We start from the raw sequence: 16,766 nt of genomic DNA, 5'->3' as shown, positions 1-16,766 counted from the left end.
TCTACATTTGTAGAGTACTACTACACTTGTAGAGTGCGAAAGGCGACGATCGGGGACGCGGCCATCGAGGTCATCGCGGCCGAGGGGATGCGGGGGCTGACGCATCGCGCCGTCGACCGGTTCGCCGGGCTGCCGGCGGGTTCGACCTCGTACTACGCGCGGACGCGGGCGGCGCTGCTGGAGCTGGCGATCTCGCGGATGATCGAACTCGACGAGGTCACCCTCGATCCGCCACCCGGACGGCTGGCCGAGTACGTGGCGGGGTTCGCCCACGCGGCGATCACGAACGGGCGGACGCGGATGCTCGCGCGATACGAATTCGCGCTGGAGGCGACGCGGCGGCCGGAGCTGCGGGAGGCCTACGACAGGGGCGGGCTGGTCATCCGGCGGCGGTGTGCGGAGGTGCTCGCCGCGTGCGGGTCGGCAGAGCCGGAGCGGCACGCGCGGGTGCTCGTCGCGTGGCTGGAGGGGACGGTCTTCGACGCGCTGGCCGGGACGGGTTCGCTGCGGCCGCCGGGGCTCGAGGAGCTGACGCGAGGGGCGCGGGAGGTTTTGGCTGGGCTCGGGGTGGCGGGGTAGCAAGGGACCTTTGCTACCGCTTGGGGCTCTGACCTGCGGAAAGGGAGCAAGGGACCTTTGCTGCCACGCGGGGGTGTGTGGAAATAGAGACGTTGAGTGTCCCTATTTCCACACACCCCCTACCCCGCGTAGTGGCGCCTACCGACTGTGTGGATTTTGGTGCGTTGGATGACCAGAAATCCACACGGCCACCGCGCCCACCTGCGGAAAGGGAGCAAGGGACCTTTGCTCCCACTTCTCTCGATGTTGAGACAAGCGGTAGCAAAGGTCCCTTGCTCCCCCTCAGGCGTCCCGCCGCCTGAGCACAGTGGAACCTGTGACCAGCCCAGCCGCCGCCCAAGCCGCACAGAGCGCGACGCCGACCCAAGGCGCGTAGGGCGCGACACCGCCGAAGATCGGATTCGGCTGCCCCGGCGTGACCATCGCGTTGACACCCGCGAAGCCCGGGAAGTAGTTCACGAGGTCTTCCCAGCCCAGCGAGCCGGCGAACATCGGGATCATCACCAGCAGCACGAACACTGTCACGATCGTCCCCGCCGTCGAGCGCAGCGCCGTCCCCAGGCCGAGGCAGAGCAGACCCAGCAGGGCGAAGTAGGCCCCCATGCCCGCGGCGGTCGCGAGGACCTCGCCCACCGAGGAGTCCGGCGCGGGGATCAACGGCGCCGAGATCGCCACACCGGCGAGGGTGTTCAGCACGCCGAAGCCGAACAGCACCGGCAGCAGGACCGCCGATTTCGCCGCGAGGACCCGGTTCCGCACCGGGACCCACTGCAGGGTCGAGCGAATGCTGCCACTGGCGTACTCGCTCGTCATGAACAGCGTCGCCAGCGCGACCACGGCGAACTGCGTGAGGTAGAACGCCGCTCCGGTCACCACGGCGTGCGGGGCCATCGGCCGGTCGCTGCCGTCCTGCAGCGCGAAACCCAGCGCCGCCGAGTAGGCCAGCATCAGGGCGAGCCCGCTGATCAGGCACCACCAGGTCGACCGGACCGACCAGAACTTGGTCCATTCCGAAGAGATCGCGTTCATCGTGCGCTCCACTGCTTGAAGAAACCGGTCAGCTCGTCGCGGAAGAACTTCAGCGCCTCCCGCGAGCCGATCGATCCGTACTGGTTCTCGATTTCGGACGGCGGGAGGTGCGGCCGCAGCCCCAGCTGGTCGATCAGGATCGCGGCGTCGGTCACCGACGAATGCCCGCTGTTCTCGACCAGGTCCTGCCTCTTCGGCCCGGTGAGCCGCGGCCAGGTCTCGTCCCAGGACGCGCGGAAGTACTTCTCGCCGGTCGGGCTGGTCAGCAGCAGGAACGGCCGGTCGAGCGAGACGGTGCCGTAGAACGGGCCGTCGACGTTCACGCCCGCCTTGATCCGCCGGTCGGCGGTCATCGCGGCGGCGGTCGCCGAGCCGCCGGCGGAATGCCCGGCCATCCCGATCTTCGTCGCGTCGATCGACCAGCGCCGGTCCTTCAGCAGGGTGTCGACGACGAACGTCGTGTCCACGGCGCGGTTCGCGATCGCGGCGGGCCACGGCTCGCCAGGGAGTCCACAAGCGACACATTGGCGCAGCCCGTCGGGGAATTCCGTCGCCCACGCTTCGTAGGCGTGGTCGATCCCGGCGACCACGAAGCCTTGCGCGGCAAGGTGTTCGGCGACCGAGGTCAGGGTGACCCGGTTGTTGCCCGCGCCCGGTGAGAGCACCACCAGCGGACGTCGTCCGGGCAGCGCGGGCGCGCTTTCGCGGGAGTGGACGCGCACCTTGCTCAAGGCGTCCGGCGGCAGGTCGAGTTTCCGCCCGGCGACGGTCGCCGCGGACTCGGCGTTGGTCATGTACAGCGGCGCGCGCCCGATCGGGACGGCCGGGTACCAGACGTTGACCATCAGCTCGCGCCGCTTCTCCGGCACCCAAGGGTCGGCTCGCCGCTGATCGGTGAGGTGCAGCGTGCGCAGCCCGATCGGGAGCGGGCCGCCCGGCGCGGGCAGCGACAGTTCCGGTGCAGCCGACGCGGCCGCCGGCACCCCCAGCAGGCCGGCGATCACCGCCACCAGGACCATGAGTGATTTCACGCCGCGACTCCCGTTCCGTATTCGACCGACGACGCGGTCAGTTCCATGTACGCCTGTTCCAGTGACGCGGTCCGCTCGGCCAGTCCGTGCACGCGGATCCCGAGTTCGTGCACCGCGTCACCGACGAGGTGGACGGGCAGATCGTGCACGAGCAGTTCGTCCTGATCGGATTCCGTGGTCGCGCCGAGTGCGCGGAGGCGCTGTTCGAGGACACGCAGGTCGGCGGGAGCGGGCACCCGCACCACGACCGACGTCCGCGAATTGCCCGCGATGAACTCGTCGACCGGCGCGTCGGCGAGGAGCTTTCCCTTGCCGATGACGACCAGCCGGTCCGCGGTCAGCTGCATCTCGCTCATCAGATGGCTCGACACGAACACCGTGCGGCCCTCCTCCGCGAGGAGACGCATCAGCTGCCGCACCCAGCGGACGCCGTCGGGGTCGAGGCCGTTCACCGGCTCGTCGAACATCAGCACGCCCGGGTCGCCCAGCAGGGCACCGGCGATCCCGAGTCGTTGCCCCATGCCGAGGGAGAACGTCCCGGCGCGTTTGCCCGCGACGTCGGTGAGGCCCACCGTCGCGAGCACTTCGTCCACCCGGCTCGCCGGGATCCCGTTGCTGCGCGCCATCGCCAGGAGGTGCTTGCCCGCGCTCCGGCCGGGATGCAGCGCCTTGGCCTCCAGCAGCGCGCCCACCTCGCGCAGCGGGAATCGCAGGTCCTCGTACCGCTTGCCGTCGATGAGGACCTCGCCCGCGCTCGGCGCGTCGAGGCCGAGCGTCATCCGCATGGTCGTCGACTTGCCCGCGCCGTTGGGTCCAAGGAAACCGGTCACTTTGCCCGGTTCGACGGCGAAGGTCAGCCCGTCCACCACCGTCTTCTCGCCATAGCGCTTCGTGAGTCCTCGAAGCGTGATCATCCGCGTCCTCCTTCGTGTCCCCGAATCCTCCGGCGCGGGGGCACCCGGGCGCAGTGCCCCGAAGTCATCGGTCACCCCTTACTTTCGGCAGGTGCCGCTCGGCACGAGTCGCCGCGGAAAGGCACAATCGGCGCCATGACCACCCGCGAACAACGGCGCGTGAATCCGCTCGACCTGGTGATGCTCGTGCTCGCCGTGTTCTCCGTCGGGCTGCTCGCCTACGTGACGTTCTTCCCTCATTCGGAGGAGACGGCGCATCGTGTCTTCGTCATCGACACGACGGTGTGCGGGATCTTCGCGCTGGAATTCCTCTGGCGCTGGCGGCGAAGTGGCTGGGAGAAGCGGTTCCCGCTGCGCAACTGGTACGAGATCCTCGGCATGATCCCCATCGCGCATCCGGCGCTGCGCGGGTTCCGGCTGCTGCGGATCATCGTGGTGCTGGTCCGGCTCGCGCGCACCGCCGACCGCGCGTTCGGTGAGCGGTTCACGCAGCGGCTGGTCGAACGGCTTTCCCGGCCGATCGTGCTCGCGATCAAGAAGCCGATCACGATCGCGGTACTCGACGAGGTCGTGAAGGTGCTGGAAACCGGGAACTACCCGCAGAACCTCGCGCGCTCACTCGGCGAGAACCAGACGTTGCTGCGGGGGATCATCGCCGAGAAGCTCAAGAACGATCCGCAGGCCGGGCGGCTTTCGAAACTGCCGTTCCACGACGAAGTGGTGCGTTCGGTGATCGACACCGCGATGCGCGTGATCCTCGAAGTGCTGACCGATCCGCGGATCGACGAATTCTTCGCGCATGTGGTGCGCGAGAACCGCGAGCAGATCCGCAGCGCGGTGCAGCTGGGGCTGAACGAGCGCGAGGACGACGAGGAGCTGGCGGCGCAGTTGCCGACCAAGCCTCAGCATCAGTTGATGGACTGACCTCGTGAAGTGCGCCGGGTGGGCGCGGCGGTCAGCGGGTCCTCGGGCCACGGGTGCTTCGGGTAGCGTCCGCGAAGGTCGGCGCGCACGGCCGCGTAACCGTTGCGCCAGAACGATTCCAAGTCGGCGGTGACCGCGGCGGGCCGTCCCGCGGGGGAGAGCAGGTGGAGCACGACGGGGACGCCCGCCAGTTTCGGCGTCGCGAGCCAGCCGAAGGTTTCCTGCAATTTGACGGCGAGCACCGGCTGTTCACCCGAGTAGTCGACCCTGATCCGCGAGCCCGACGGTACTTCCAGCCGGTCCGGCGCCAGTTCGTCCAAACGCGACGCTTCGGGCCAGGGGAGGAGCCCGCGCAGCGCCGCGCCGGCGTCCAGTGCGGCGAGATCGGATCGGCGACGCGCCGATCCGATGTCAAGCCAGCTGTCCAAAGTAGACAGAAGATCCGTGTCGGACACAGAGGGCCAAGGCGGTCCGAGTACGCGATGCAGGAAGGACAGTCGTTCGCGCAGCCGCTTGCCGTCCTCGGTCCAGCGCAGCAGGCCGAGCCCTTCGGCGCGCAAACCGTCCAGCAGTGCGGCACGGATCGCGTCCGGTGCGGGCGAGCGCAACGGTTTCTCCGCAAGAGTGATCGCGCCGAGCCGCCGCACCGACCGTGCGACGACGTCACCCGAAGACCAGCGCACTTCGTCCACTGAGGACACCAGATTCGGCGCGGCGCGCACGGCGAGGTCTTCGTCCGCGGGCGCGGCCAGCCGGATGATCCCTTGCGCGCGGCCGGGATCCCGGGTCGCTTCGGCCACCGCCAGCCATTCGACGTCGGCCAGCCCGCTCCCGCGGGGGAGTTCGGCGGCCGTTCCGCTTGCCATCAGGTACACCGGTGTGCCCGCGGAACGCCGTCGCGCGAGCCGCTCGGGATGCGCGAGCGCCACGACCAGCGCCGGATCGGAGGCGTTGCCGCCGTCGGGAACCAGTTGGGAAAGCCTTCGCACGTCACGTTTCCAGCGTTCGTCGCCGCGCACCCGCCGCAGTTCGGCTTCGAGGTCGGTCAGCGTGCCGCCGCTGTCCAGCAGCGCGACGACTTCGGCCGCCGAACGCGCGTTGGTCCGCGCCGCGCCGTCCAGCAACGCCCTCGCCAGCCGCGGATGCAGGCCCAGCGCGGCCATCTTCCGGCCGCGATCGGTCACCGTGCCGTCTTCCGAGGTCGCCCCGAGCGTGGTCAGCAACGCGCGCCCGGCGGCCAGCGCACCCTCGCCGGGTGGATCCCACCAGGCCAGGCCGGAACCGTCCGGAGTGGACCAGCACGCGAGCTCCAGCGCGAATCGCGCCAGCTCGGCCGTCCGGATCTCGGGTTCGGGATACGCGGGCAGGGAGCCCTGTTCGTGCGCCGCCCAGCACCGGTACGCGCGGCCCGGTGCCTCACGCCCGGCCCGGCCGGCGCGCTGTTCCGCGACCGCGGCCGACACGCGGACCGTCGCCAGCCCAGGCAGGCCACGCCGATGATCGACCCTGGGCACGCGGGACAGGCCGCAGTCCACCACCGCGCGCACGCCCGGCACGGTCAGGCTGGACTCGGCGACCGACGTCGAGAGCACCACCCGGCGGCGGGCGCGCGGGCGCAGGGCGTCGTCCTGGTGTGCCGCCGACAACCGTCCGTGCAAGGGCAGCACGTCGGCGTCGAGGCCGCTGAGCAGGCCGCTCACCCTGGCGATCTCTCCCGCGCCGGGCAGGAAGGCGAGCACGTCACCGTCCCCTTCGGACAGTGCTTTGTGGATCACTCTGGCGACGGTCGCCTCTATCCGCTCGCCGCGCGCCGGCGGGGAGTACGAGACGTCGACCGGGTAGGTCCGCGCCACCGCTGTGATCACCGGTGCATTGCCGAGCAGGGCCGCCAGCCGACCGGACGCCACGGTGGCGGATGTCGCGAGCAGGCGCAGGTCGTCCCGCAGCCCGGCGCGTACGTCCAGCAGCAGCGCGAGCAGCAGATCCGCGTCGAGATGGCGTTCGTGGCATTCGTCGAGCAGGACGGTCGACACTCCGGCGAGTTCGGGATCGCCCTGCACCCGCCGGACCAGCAAACCCGACGTCACCACTTCGATCCGCGTCGAGGACGACACCTTCCGGTCACCGCGGACCGAATAGCCGACCGTCTCACCGACCCGTTCGCCCAGCAGGGACGCCATTCGCGCCGCCGCGGCCCGCGCCGCCAGCCGCCTCGGTTCGGCGACGATCACCCGGCCTTCGCCGTTGTCCAGCGCGAGCGGCACCAAGGTGGTCTTGCCGGTTCCCGGCGGCGCGACGAGCACGGCGGTGCCATGGGCGGCGAGCGCGGCTTCGAGTTCGGGCAGGACTGCGCGAACCGGCAGATCGGGAAGGGTCACTTCTCGGTGACCTGCGGCGGAGGCGGGATCCGGTACCCGGACGGGCCGATGTTGCGATTCAGCGATTCGAGCCATTCCCCGGACGAGATCATCTTCTGGATCGCCTTGGCCACCGCCGCCCGCCCCTCGGTGTCTTCCTTGCGCAGGCCGACACCGTACTTCTCCTTCGAGAACGGTTTGCCGACGACGCGCAGCAGCTCCGGGTTCTGCGCCACGTAACCGGCGAGGATGACGTCGTCGGTGGTCACCGCGTCCACCTGCCCGGCGAGCAGCGCCGTGACGCAGTCCTGGTAGCGCGGGTATTCGACGAGCTGGACGGCCTGCGCGAACTTGTCGCGCACCTGTTCGGCGGAGGTGGTGCCGCCCACGGCGCACAGCTTGCGGCCGTTGAGGTTCTCGGGGCCGGTGATGTCGGTCGACCGGAGGCGGACGAGCAGATCCTGGCCCGTGTCGAAATAGGGCCCGGCGAAACCGACGACCTGTTTCCGTTTTTCGGTGATGGAGTAGGTCGCCACCATCAGATCCGTGATCCCCGAGGTGATGTCCGTCTCGCGTGACGACGGCCTGCTGTCGTGCCAGGTGATGTGATCCTCGTCGACCCCCAATTCGCTCGCGACGTACTTCGCCACGTCGACGTCGAATCCGACGTACCGGCCGTCCATCGTTCTTCTGGAAAGTCCCGGCTGGTCGAAGCGGATGCCGATGGTGAGCTTGTTGGACGCGACGGCGCGCGCGACGAGAGAATCCGACGGACCGGCCTCATCGCCGCAGGCCGCGGCTGTGACCAGCATCAAGCAGGCCCCCAGCAGGGCGCGTCCCCTCATCGGGTGCCTCCGTCCGCCGCCTCACGTTGTTCTCAGGGTCGGCGGTTAGCCTAGGCCCGTGCGTAGACCGCCCCAAGTCGTACTCGACGCCGTGGGCACACTCGCCCGGCTCGGACTGGCCGCCGTCTGGTTGGTCTCCGGAGCGCTGAAGATCAGCGATCCGGGGCAGACCTACATCGCGGTCCAGGCGTTCGACGTCCTGCCGGACGGGCTCGTCCGCCCGGTCGCGATCGGGATGCCGCTCGTCGAACTGGCGCTCGGCCTGTTCCTGCTCGCCGGATTCGTGACCCGGTGGGTGTCGGTGCTGTCGGTGCTGCTGCTCGCGGTGCTCATCGCCGCGATCGCCCAATCCTGGGCGCGCGGGCTGAGCATCGACTGCGGCTGCTTCGGCGGTGGCGGTCAGATCGCCGCGGATCAGACGCAGTATCCGCAGGAGATCGCCAGGGACCTCGGATTCGCGCTCTTGGGTGTGTGGCTGATCGTGCGGCCGCGGACCTGGCTGTCGGTGGACGGCTGGCTCGGGAACTCCGGGGCCCCCGCCGACGACGACTATGTGGGTATCGCTGAAGGGAACGAATAATCGTGGGTGGAGCTGAGCGCAACGCTCGGAAACGCAAGCAGCAGCAGACGGCGGCGCGCTCGGTGGCACAGGCCAGGGGCGTCGCGGGCGGCGACAAGAAGAAGGTCGTCGCGATCACCGTCGCGGTGGTCGTGCTCGCCGCGCTGGTGATCGGTGGCGTGATCTGGACGACGTCCAGCAAGGACAGCACCGAGGGCAAGGTGATCGGGGCGCAGCCGGCCACGTCGGCGCCCGGTGTCGTCGAGAAGCGCGAGGGGGCGGCCGTGGTCGTCGGCAAGCCCGAGGCGAAGAAGACCATCGACATCTACGCCGACTTCCTCTGCCCGGTCTGCAAGCAGTTCGAAGAGTCGTTCAAGGGGCAGATCGAGGAGCAGGTGAACAACGGGACCCTGCAGGTCCGGTACCACATGCTGCCGATGCTCAACCAGCGCTCCGACCCGCCGGGCTACTCGCTGGACTCCGCCAACGCCTCGCTCGCCGCGGCTGACGCGGGCAAGTTCGTCGCCTTCCACGACGCGCTGTTCAAGGACCAGCCGGAGGAAGGCGGGCGCGGGTTCGACAAGGCGCAGCTGATCAAGCTCGGCCAGGACGTCGGCATCACCGACCCGGCCTTCGCGCTCAAGGTCAACAGCGGCGCTTACGACCAGGAGATCCAGGACGCGTACAAGAAGATCTCGACGGACCCGTCGCTGCAGCAGGACTTCGGCAACGGCCCCGGTTTCGGCACGCCGACCGTGACGGCGAACGGGCAGGTCGTGAAGCTGGAGCAGGACTGGGTGCAGAAGGTCACCGGCTAGTTTTTCCCGTGAAGGCCCCCTTCCCTCGGCTCAGCCGAGGGAAGGGGGCCTTCACGCTGTTCGGGGTCGGTGGGGGCGAGCGGGTGGTAGCAAAGGTCCCTTGCTCTCTTTCCGCAGGTCAGGGGCGCGAAGCGGAGGCGACGGTCGCGAAGGCATGTACGCGGGCCGTCTCCGCGGAGCGCGGCCAGACGAGCCCCCACTCGACGTCGGGAGAGCCGGCGAAGGGCACGAAGCGGATCCGCGGGTGGCTGAAGTACTCCCGCGCGTGCGCGGCGAGCGGGCAGATGCCGGCGCCGGTGGCGATCGCGGCGAGCAGTTCCTGAAAGGTCGCGAAGGGTTTGCCCCGGGTCACGAGGTGTCCGGCCGGCGTCAGCCACTGCCGTGGCTCCTCGATCCAGTACGGCTCCGGCGGATGGGCCGCGCGAAGGACGGTGTCGCGGGCGAGGTCGTCCAGGGTCACTGACTTTCGCCGCGCGAAAGGGTGTTTCGACGCCACCGCGAGCACCATCGGTTCGGTGTACACGACAGGTCCGGTCGTGAGATCCGGTTCTTCGGCCGGAAGCAGGGTCACCAGCACGTCGATCTCACCCGACCGCAGCATCGCCATCGGATCGGCGAAATCGGCTTCACGGATGAGCAGTTCCGTGTCCGGGTAGCGCTGCCGGAAGCGGTCCAGGAGGTCTTCGATCAGATCGGCGACGCCGGGTGCTTCGAAGCCCAGCCGCAGCACGCCGCCGATCCCGCGTCCGGCCGCGATCGCGCGGTCGATGCCTTCGTGCAGGGCACGGTAGGCGGGGCCGAGGTCGTCACGCAGCCGTTCGCCGATCGGCGTGAGCCGGACCCGCCTGCTGGTACGCGCGAACAGCGGCGCGCCGATCCGGCGTTCCACCTGTTTGATCGTCTGGCTCACCCGCGCCTGCGAGACGTGCAGGCGTTCCGCGGTGCGGCCGAAATGCAGTTCGTCGGCCAGCGCCAGGAAGATCTCGATGTCCCGCAGTTCCATAATCCCCAGGTTATCGATACGGCCGGGTGCCGGTCAGCGGGAACCGACTTTTCCGCAGGTCTAGCGGTTTGTCAGAGGTTAATTCAAGATATGAATTTAAATACTTCCGGCATGGATGGTGAGTATGAGGAGAATCGCGGTCCAGCTCGCTCTGCTGTTCGCTTCCTGTCTCGCGCTGGCGTTGGCGCCGGTGTCGGCACAGGCGGCCCCCGCGTTCCAGGTGCTGGCCTTCTACAACGGCACCTACGACGCCGCGCACATCAGTTTCGTCAAGGAAGCCAACCAGTGGTTCCCGAAAACCGCTTCACAGAACAACTTCGGCTACACCGCGACCAACGACTGGAACCGGCTGAGCTCGCTGCAACCCTCGCAGTATCAGGTCGTGCTGTTCCTGGACGACCTTCCGCAGACCCCGGCGCAGCGTTCGGGCTTCGAGCGGTACATGAACGCGGGCGGTGCCTTCTTCGGCTTCCATGTGGCGGCGTTCAACACCAATCCGTCCACTTGGGACTGGTATCACAACCGACTCCTCGGCACGGGCGCGTTCAAGTCCAACACCTGGGGCCCGACGACAGCGACGCTGAAGGTGGAGAACCGGCCGCATCCGTCGACCACGCGGCTGCCCGCGACCTCACCTCGTCGGTGAGCGAGTGGTACGCCTGGAACAGGGATCTGCGGAAGAATCCCGACATCCGGATCCTCGCCTCGGTGGATCCGGTGAGCTTCCCGCTCGGGACCGATCCGAACCAGTCCTGGTACAGCGGGTACTACCCGATCCTCTGGACCAACGCCAAGTACAAGATGCTGTACGCCAACTTCGGGCACGACAAGATGAACTACGAGACGAATCAGCCGCTTTCGTCGACCTTCGGCAGTGAGGTGCAGAACCGCTTCGTCGTCGACGGTCTGCTGTGGCTGGGCGGCGCGAAGACGTCCTGACCCGGGCCCTGGCCAGCCGTGTTTTCCCTGGTCAGGGCCTCCGGTGGTAGCAAAGGTCCCTTGCTACTCCTCGATGGCGCCGCCTACCGCCCGCAGGTGCTGCCGGAACGTCAGCGAAGGCGACTTCGCGCGCTCCGCGAGGAAGTCGGCGAAGCGCACTTGCTCGCGAAGCGACTCTCCGGCGCGGATCCGGTCGGCCTGGAGCCGCTCGGTGTCGCGGATACCCTCGGCGCGGTCCAGGACCTCGTCCGCCCGGCCTGCCGGGACGAACAGGACGCCGTCCTCGTCGCCGAAGACGAGGTCCTCTCGCGTCACCGTCCACTCGCCGACGACGGCCGACTCGAGCGCGTCGTCCGGGCGGGCGGTGACCGAGAGCGGACCGGTCGGGATCGAACCGAGACTGAACACCGGCAGCCCGATCTTCTTGATGTCCGCGGTGTCGCGATGCAGCCCCCAGATGACCACGCCGCTCAGCCCGGCGGCCTCGGCTTCGAGCACCGCGAGGTCTCCGACACAGCTCTCGTCGAGCCTGCCGCCGTTGTCGACGACCAGGACGTCGCCGGGGTTCGCGATTTCGTACGCCTCCAGGAAGACGTCGACGCTGCCGACGTGCCGTGCGGGGGTGACCCGCCCGGCGACGCGGCCGCCGGGTACGACCGCGTGCGTACCGGCGGGCGCGCACCGGACCGGGACGCCGGCGCGGACGCAGCCGTCGGTCAGATGCGCGGTGGTCAGCAGGGAGAACCGCTGCCGAAGCTCCTCGGGATCCATACCCCGACTTTAGCGACACGTGCCCTAAGTAACATCCGTGCAGACCTGTATGTAAGGGGTTGATAAATACAGTCCTGTCTGTATCTTCAGTTCCAACAGCAACGACAAGGAGCGTCGTGGTGGCCAACAAGGTGTACGTCGTCGGCGTGGGCATGACGAAGTTCGAGAAACCCGGACGCCGCGAGGGCTGGGACTACCCGCAGATGGCCAAGGAGTCCGGGACCAAGGCGCTCGAAGACGCCGGGATCTCGTTCGACGAGGTGCGGCAGGCCTACGTCGGCTACGTCTACGGCGAGTCGACCTCGGGACAGCGCGCGGTCTACGAACTGGGCATGACCGGGATCCCGGTGGTCAACGTCAACAACAACTGCTCGACCGGGTCGACCGCGCTGTACCTGGCCGCGGAGGCGATCCGAGGCGGCCGCGCGGACTGCGCCCTCGCGCTCGGCTTCGAGAAGATGCAGCCTGGATCACTAGGCTCGACCTACGACGACCGCGAGCAGCCGATGGGCAGGCACATCCAGGCGCTCGCGGAGATCTCCGAAGTGCTCTTCCCGCCCGCACCGTGGATGTTCGGCGCGGCGGGCCGCGAGCACATGAAGACCTACGGCACCACCGCCGAACACTTCGCCAAGATCGGCGAGAAGAACCACCGGCATTCGGTGAACAACCCGTACGCGCAGTTCCAGGAAAGCTATTCGCTGCAGGACATCCTGGACTCGCGGATGATCTACGACCCGCTGACCAAGCTCCAGTGCTCACCGACGTCGGACGGCTCGGGCGCGGCGATCCTCGCCAGCGAGTCCTTTGTGGACTCGCACGGGCTGGCGGGGCAGGCCGTGGAGATCGTCGGGCAGGCGATGACCACCGACTTCGCCAGCACCTTCGACGGCACCGCGAAGAACATCATCGGCTACGACATGAACGTCCAGGCCGCCCGCCAGGTGTACGACCAGGCCGGGCTCGGCGCGGAGGACTTCCAGGTCATCGAACTGCACGACTGCTTCTCCGCCAACGAACTCCTGCTCTACGAAGCGCTCGGGCTCTGCGCCGAGGGGGAGGCCGGAAAACTCGTCGACTCCGGGGACACCACCTACGGCGGGAAGTGGGTCGTCAACCCGTCCGGCGGGCTGATCTCCAAGGGGCACCCGCTCGGCGCCACCGGCCTCGCGCAATGCGCCGAACTCACCTGGCAGCTGCGCGGAACCGCGGACAAACGCCAGGTCGACGGCGTCCAGGCCGCGCTGCAGCACAACATCGGACTCGGCGGCGCCGCCGTCGTCACCGCCTACCAGCGCGCCGAGCGCTGATCCCGAAAGGAAGAACCATGGGCAAGATCAGTGCCTCCGTCGAACTCCCGGCCGCTCCCGACAAGGTGTGGGCGGAGTTCTCCAACCCCAACAACTTCGAGAAGTGGCTGACCATCCACACCAAGTGGAAGGGCGAGGTCCCGGCCGAGTTCTCCAAGGGCGCCCAGGCTTCCGAGGTCGTCACGATGCTCGGGATGCCGAACACCATCACCTGGACGGTCGACGAGTTCGAAGCGCCGTCGAAGCTGGCGATCTCCGGGACCGGGATGGCCGGGGTGAAGGTCAAGTTCGAGCTGTCGGTGGAGGCGTCCGGCGAAGGTTCGCTCGCCAGCATCGACGCGGAGTTCGCCGGCCAGATGATCGTCGGCGCGCTCGGCAAGGCCGTCGAGAAGGACGGCAAGAAGAACCTCGACGCCTCCCTCGAGAACTTCAAGGCGCTGGTCTCGTGACCGAGCGGTTCGACCCCGGCGGGCTCGGCAAGTGGACCGACGAGTCCAGGTTCGAGGTGACCCGCGAGCGGCTGATCGAGTACGCGAAGGCCACCAACGACCCGATCCCGGCGCACCTCGCGGGGGACGTCGCGAGCCCCGTGTTCGCGATCGTGCCGGTGTTCGAGTCGCTGACGGAACCCGCACTCGAGGTCGTCCCGGTCGGCTTGTTCGGCCGGATCGTGCACGGAGAGCAGGAATTCCGGTTCCACCGGCCGATCCGCCCCGGCGACAAGCTCGTGTCACGGGCGCGGATGACCGGCTACGAAGGCCTGAAGAACGGCACCCGCGGCACCATCCACCTCGAATGCCGGACCGAGGGCGGCGACCTGGTCAACGAGCAGTACGTGACCTTGTTCGTGCGCGGGTTCGACACCGGCGAGACGCGGGGCGAACTCGGGCCGGAGCACAAGTTCGACGAAGACCTGCGTGCGCGGGCGCCGGTGGCGAAGGTCAGCCAGCACGTCGATGACGACCAGACCTATCGGTACGCGCCCGCCGCCGGCGATCCCATGCCCATCCATCTCGACGAAGAGGTCGCGAAGGATTCGGGGCTGCCAGGGATCATCGCGCACGGGCTGTGCACCATGGCGTTCACTTCGTGGGCGTTGCTGACCGAAGTAGCCGGGTCCGATGTGGACAGACTGAAGCGGTTCGCCGTCCGGTTCGCCAAACCGGTGCTGCCCGGGCAAGACCTGACGACGTCCATCTGGAGCGCGGGTGGCGGGAGCTACGCGTTCGAAACCACCGTCGGCGACACCGTCGTGATCAAGGACGGCCTCGCGGAATTCGCGGAGTAGGAGCAAAAGCCATGGGAGCACTCGACGGGCGGGTCGCCGTCATCACCGGCGCCGGACGCGGGATCGGCCGCGAGCACGCGCTGCTGTTCGCACGGGAGGGCGCGAGCGTCGTGGTCAACGACCTCGGCGGCGCGAACGACGGCAGCGGCAGCGACACCGGGCCCGCGCAGGAGGTCGTCGACGAGATCCGCGCGGCGGGCGGGCAGGCCGTGGCGAATACGGCCAACGTCGCCGATTGGGCGGGGGCGGAGGAACTGGTCGCGCAGGCGGTGGGCGAGTTCGGCAGGCTGGACGTCGTCGTGAACAACGCGGGCATTCTGCGCGACGCGTTCATCGCGGGACTGGAAGAGTCCCAATGGGATTCCGTGATCGCGGTACACCTGAAGGGGCACGCGGCGGTGCTGCGGCACGCGGCCGCGTACTGGAAGAGCGCGAGCAAGGCCGGCGAGCCGGTGGCGGGATCGGTGATCAACACCGCGTCGGCGTCCGGGACCACGTTGCCGAACGCGGGGCAGGCGAACTACGGCGCGGCGAAGGCGGGGATCGCCGCGCTGACGCTGGTCGCCGCCGAGGAGCTGGAACGCTACGGCGTCCGGGTCAACGCGATCGCGCCGATAGCGCGCACGCGGCTCACCCTGGCGACGCCGGGCATGGGCGCGATCTTCGCGCAGGAGGTCGAGGAAGGGGAGTTCGACGCGTTCTCCCCGGCGAACATCTCGCCGCTGGTGGCCTACCTCGCGACCGAGAAATGCCCGCTCACCGGCAAGGTGTTCGCGGTGCAGGGCGGCGCGATCTCCGAACTCGCGGGCTGGCACGACGTCAAGGTGATCGAAACCGAGGCCGCCTGGGAGATCGACGACATCGCCGCGAGGCTCCCGTGATCGAGTGGTCCGAGACCGAACTGCTGATCAGGGACGCGATCCGCGAGTTCGTCGACAAGGAGATCCGGCCGCACCTCGACGCGCTGGAAAGCGGGACGCTGCCGCCGTACGACATCATCCGGAAGATGTTCGCGTCCTTCGGCATCGACGCGCTCGCGCGGGAGTCGGTGTCGAAACTGCTGTCTGGGGAGCGCGGGTCCGGTGGCGGCGGCTTGGCGTTCGGCGGGCAGGAGGCGATGGCGCTCATCGCGGTGAGCGAACTGGCCGGGGTGAGCCTCGGCATCGTCGCCTCGCTCGGCGTGAGCATCGGGCTGACCGCGCAGACGATCCTGACCAAGGGCACGCAGGCGCAGAAGGAACGGTGGCTGCCCGGGCTGGCGACGTTCGAGAAGGTCGGCGCGTGGGCGATCACCGAACCCGACTCGGGCTCGGACGCCTTCGGCGGGATGAAGACGTCGGTGCGGCGTGACGGTGACGAGTACGTCCTCAATGGACAGAAGACGTTCATCACCAACGGGCCTTATGCCGACACGATCATCGTCTACGCCAAGCTGGACGACGGCTCCGACATCCGCGATCGCAAGGTGCTGACGTTCGTGCTCGACAAGGGCATGCCGGGACTCACCCAAGGCAAGCCGTTCAAGAAGATGGGCATGATGTCGTCGCCGACCGGCGAGCTGTTCTTCAGCGACGTCCGGCTCGGACGGGACCGGCTACTCGGCGAATCCGAGACCGGCCGCGACGGCGACAGCAAGGCCGAGGTGAAGTCCGGGTTCGCCGTCGAGCGCATCGGTGTCGCGGCGCTGGCGCTCGGGATCATCAACGAGTGTCACCGGCTTTGCGTGGACTACGCGAAGAACCGGAAGCTGTGGGGCCAGGAGATCGGGCGGTTCCAGCTGATCCAGCTCAAGCTGGCGAAGATGGAGGTCGCGCGGATCAACGTGCAGAACATGGTCTTCCAGCTGATCGAGACCCTGCGCGCGGGCAAGATGCCGACGCTGGCCGAGGCTTCGGCGATGAAGCTGTACTCGTCCGAGGCGGCCACCGAGGTGGCGATGGAGGCCGTGCAGCTGTTCGGCGGCAACGGGTACATGGCGGAGTACCGGGTGGAGCAGCTCGCGCGGGACGCGAAGTCGCTGATGATCTACGCGGGAAGCAACGAGATCCAGGTGACGCACATCGCGAAGGGCCTCCTGGGCCCTCGCGTTTAGTCCGCTGAATGCGGTGGGCGCGGGCGGCGGGGGAGCAAGGGACCTTTGCTACCACTTGAGGAGTCGGCTGGCCGGTGACCGATGGGCCGCCTCGCGTGACTGGATGGCCGGCACGCGTGATTAGGCGGACGACACACGTGACTGGACGGACGACACACGTGACTGGACGGACGACACGCGTGATTGAGTGGCCAGTTCGCGTGATTGGGGGCGTAACTCGTGTGTTTGGGGGCGTAACTCGCGTGGGTGGGGGCGTATCACGCGTGATTGGAGGCGGAACTCGGGTGGTGGGTGAGTTCCGGCTCCA

At 68.4% G+C, this 16,766-nt stretch carries 18 protein-coding genes; 11 read left to right on the top strand and 7 right to left on the bottom strand.

Going from position 1 to position 16,766, the window contains the following annotated elements; genetic code table 11:
- Positions 1-33: 33 nt before the first annotated feature.
- Positions 34-579, top strand: coding sequence for a TetR/AcrR family transcriptional regulator (locus NQK81_RS16520; RefSeq protein WP_126737114.1), 546 nt, complete (start codon positions 34-36; stop codon positions 577-579).
- A gap of 282 nt (positions 580-861) precedes the next feature.
- On the opposite strand, the gene NQK81_RS16515 is transcribed toward NQK81_RS16520, so the two are convergent.
- From NQK81_RS16515 to NQK81_RS16505, 3 genes are read right to left on the bottom strand one after another with little or no spacing between them, the layout of a single operon-like run.
- Entirely contained in the window at positions 862-1,608 is a 747-nt protein-coding gene (locus NQK81_RS16515; protein WP_257488919.1) for an ABC transporter permease, read from the bottom strand.
- Entirely contained in the window at positions 1,605-2,639 is a 1,035-nt protein-coding gene (locus NQK81_RS16510; protein ID WP_257488918.1) for an alpha/beta hydrolase family protein, read from the bottom strand. Before NQK81_RS16510 ends, NQK81_RS16515 begins: the two co-directional genes overlap by 4 nt.
- Positions 2,636-3,553, bottom strand: a complete 918-nt coding sequence (locus NQK81_RS16505; RefSeq protein WP_257488917.1) for an ABC transporter ATP-binding protein — start codon at positions 3,551-3,553, stop codon at positions 2,636-2,638. Before NQK81_RS16505 ends, NQK81_RS16510 begins: the two co-directional genes overlap by 4 nt.
- Before the next feature lie 135 nt (positions 3,554-3,688).
- On the opposite strand from NQK81_RS16505, the gene NQK81_RS16500 reads away from it, so the two are divergent.
- Positions 3,689-4,477, top strand: a complete 789-nt coding sequence (locus tag NQK81_RS16500) for an ion transporter (protein WP_192746421.1) — start codon at positions 3,689-3,691, stop codon at positions 4,475-4,477.
- On the opposite strand, the gene hrpB is transcribed toward NQK81_RS16500, so the two are convergent.
- Both hrpB and NQK81_RS16490 read right to left on the bottom strand, forming a co-directional pair.
- Positions 4,462-6,855 (bottom strand): ATP-dependent helicase HrpB, encoded by a 2,394-nt coding sequence (gene hrpB, locus NQK81_RS16495; RefSeq protein ID WP_257488916.1) that lies wholly within the window; start codon positions 6,853-6,855, stop codon positions 4,462-4,464. The genes NQK81_RS16500 and hrpB overlap by 16 nt on opposite strands.
- Positions 6,852-7,679, bottom strand: a complete 828-nt coding sequence (locus NQK81_RS16490) for a glutamate ABC transporter substrate-binding protein (protein ID WP_257488915.1) — start codon at positions 7,677-7,679, stop codon at positions 6,852-6,854. Before NQK81_RS16490 ends, hrpB begins: the two co-directional genes overlap by 4 nt.
- A gap of 91 nt (positions 7,680-7,770) precedes the next feature.
- Between NQK81_RS16490 and NQK81_RS16485 the strand changes: the two genes are divergently transcribed.
- Both NQK81_RS16485 and NQK81_RS16480 read left to right on the top strand, forming a co-directional pair.
- Positions 7,771-8,259: a MauE/DoxX family redox-associated membrane protein gene (locus tag NQK81_RS16485; RefSeq protein WP_257489770.1), complete on the top strand. Its 489-nt coding sequence runs from the start codon at positions 7,771-7,773 to the stop codon at positions 8,257-8,259.
- Positions 8,260-8,261: 2 nt separating this feature from the next.
- Complete coding sequence (locus tag NQK81_RS16480; protein WP_257488914.1) at positions 8,262-9,056, top strand: DsbA family protein; 795 nt, start codon at positions 8,262-8,264, stop codon at positions 9,054-9,056.
- Positions 9,057-9,174: 118 nt separating this feature from the next.
- Here NQK81_RS16480 and NQK81_RS16475 read toward each other — a convergent pair whose 3' ends face one another.
- Positions 9,175-10,059, bottom strand: coding sequence for a LysR family transcriptional regulator (locus tag NQK81_RS16475; protein ID WP_257488913.1), 885 nt, complete (start codon positions 10,057-10,059; stop codon positions 9,175-9,177).
- 124 nt (positions 10,060-10,183) lie between these two features.
- Here NQK81_RS16475 and NQK81_RS16470 point away from each other — a divergent pair, with 124 nt between their 5' ends.
- Both NQK81_RS16470 and NQK81_RS16465 read left to right on the top strand, forming a co-directional pair.
- Positions 10,184-10,705, top strand: a complete 522-nt coding sequence (locus NQK81_RS16470) for a ThuA domain-containing protein (RefSeq protein WP_257488912.1) — start codon at positions 10,184-10,186, stop codon at positions 10,703-10,705.
- Complete coding sequence (locus NQK81_RS16465; protein WP_257488911.1) at positions 10,702-10,998, top strand: hypothetical protein; 297 nt, start codon at positions 10,702-10,704, stop codon at positions 10,996-10,998. Before NQK81_RS16470 ends, NQK81_RS16465 begins: the two co-directional genes overlap by 4 nt.
- 63 nt (positions 10,999-11,061) lie before the next feature.
- Here NQK81_RS16465 and NQK81_RS16460 read toward each other — a convergent pair whose 3' ends face one another.
- Positions 11,062-11,769 (bottom strand): RraA family protein, encoded by a 708-nt coding sequence (locus NQK81_RS16460; protein ID WP_257488910.1) that lies wholly within the window; start codon positions 11,767-11,769, stop codon positions 11,062-11,064.
- Between the two features lie 116 nt (positions 11,770-11,885).
- Between NQK81_RS16460 and NQK81_RS16455 the strand changes: the two genes are divergently transcribed.
- The 5 genes from NQK81_RS16455 to NQK81_RS16435 are packed head-to-tail and all read left to right on the top strand — an operon-like array spanning position 11,886 to position 16,459.
- Entirely contained in the window at positions 11,886-13,079 is a 1,194-nt protein-coding gene (locus tag NQK81_RS16455) for a lipid-transfer protein (protein WP_306856045.1), read from the top strand.
- A 17-nt stretch (positions 13,080-13,096) separates the two neighbouring features.
- The gene (locus NQK81_RS16450) at positions 13,097-13,528 is read left to right on the top strand and encodes a type II toxin-antitoxin system Rv0910 family toxin (RefSeq protein ID WP_034322070.1); all 432 of its coding nucleotides are present in this window, start codon (positions 13,097-13,099) and stop codon (positions 13,526-13,528) included.
- The gene (locus tag NQK81_RS16445) at positions 13,525-14,367 is read left to right on the top strand and encodes a MaoC/PaaZ C-terminal domain-containing protein (RefSeq protein WP_257488909.1); all 843 of its coding nucleotides are present in this window, start codon (positions 13,525-13,527) and stop codon (positions 14,365-14,367) included. Before NQK81_RS16450 ends, NQK81_RS16445 begins: the two co-directional genes overlap by 4 nt.
- Before the next feature lie 11 nt (positions 14,368-14,378).
- The gene (locus tag NQK81_RS16440) at positions 14,379-15,248 is read left to right on the top strand and encodes an SDR family oxidoreductase (RefSeq protein WP_126737102.1); all 870 of its coding nucleotides are present in this window, start codon (positions 14,379-14,381) and stop codon (positions 15,246-15,248) included.
- On the top strand, positions 15,245-16,459 hold the full coding sequence (locus tag NQK81_RS16435; protein WP_257488908.1) for an acyl-CoA dehydrogenase family protein: 1,215 nt from the start codon (positions 15,245-15,247) through the stop codon (positions 16,457-16,459). The genes NQK81_RS16440 and NQK81_RS16435 overlap by 4 nt, the downstream gene beginning before the upstream one ends.
- Positions 16,460-16,766: the final 307 nt, after the last annotated feature.

Source organism: Amycolatopsis roodepoortensis, assembly GCF_024628825.1.
GTDB classification, from domain to species: Bacteria; Actinomycetota; Actinomycetes; order Mycobacteriales; family Pseudonocardiaceae; genus Amycolatopsis; species Amycolatopsis roodepoortensis.
The sequence above is the reverse complement of the archived record's forward strand: the minus strand, read 5'-3'. Positions and strand labels throughout refer to the sequence as shown.

Bases quoted from the DNA above. Each gene is read 5' to 3' on its own strand.
- NQK81_RS16505 (WP_257488917.1), bottom strand. From the start codon at position 3,553: ATGATCACGCTTCGAGGACTCACGAAGCGCTATGGCGAGAAGACGGTG.
- NQK81_RS16475 (WP_257488913.1), bottom strand. From the start codon at position 10,059: ATGGAACTGCGGGACATCGAGATCTTCCTGGCGCTGGCCGACGAACTG.
- NQK81_RS16440 (WP_126737102.1), top strand. From the start codon at position 14,379: ATGGGAGCACTCGACGGGCGGGTCGCCGTCATCACCGGCGCCGGACGC.
- NQK81_RS16500 (WP_192746421.1), top strand. From the start codon at position 3,689: ATGACCACCCGCGAACAACGGCGCGTGAATCCGCTCGACCTGGTGATG.
- NQK81_RS16470 (WP_257488912.1), top strand. From the start codon at position 10,184: ATGAGGAGAATCGCGGTCCAGCTCGCTCTGCTGTTCGCTTCCTGTCTC.
- NQK81_RS16450 (WP_034322070.1), top strand. From the start codon at position 13,097: ATGGGCAAGATCAGTGCCTCCGTCGAACTCCCGGCCGCTCCCGACAAG.
- NQK81_RS16490 (WP_257488915.1), bottom strand. From the start codon at position 7,679: ATGAGGGGACGCGCCCTGCTGGGGGCCTGCTTGATGCTGGTCACAGCC.
- NQK81_RS16460 (WP_257488910.1), bottom strand. From the start codon at position 11,769: ATGGATCCCGAGGAGCTTCGGCAGCGGTTCTCCCTGCTGACCACCGCG.
- NQK81_RS16515 (WP_257488919.1), bottom strand. From the start codon at position 1,608: ATGAACGCGATCTCTTCGGAATGGACCAAGTTCTGGTCGGTCCGGTCG.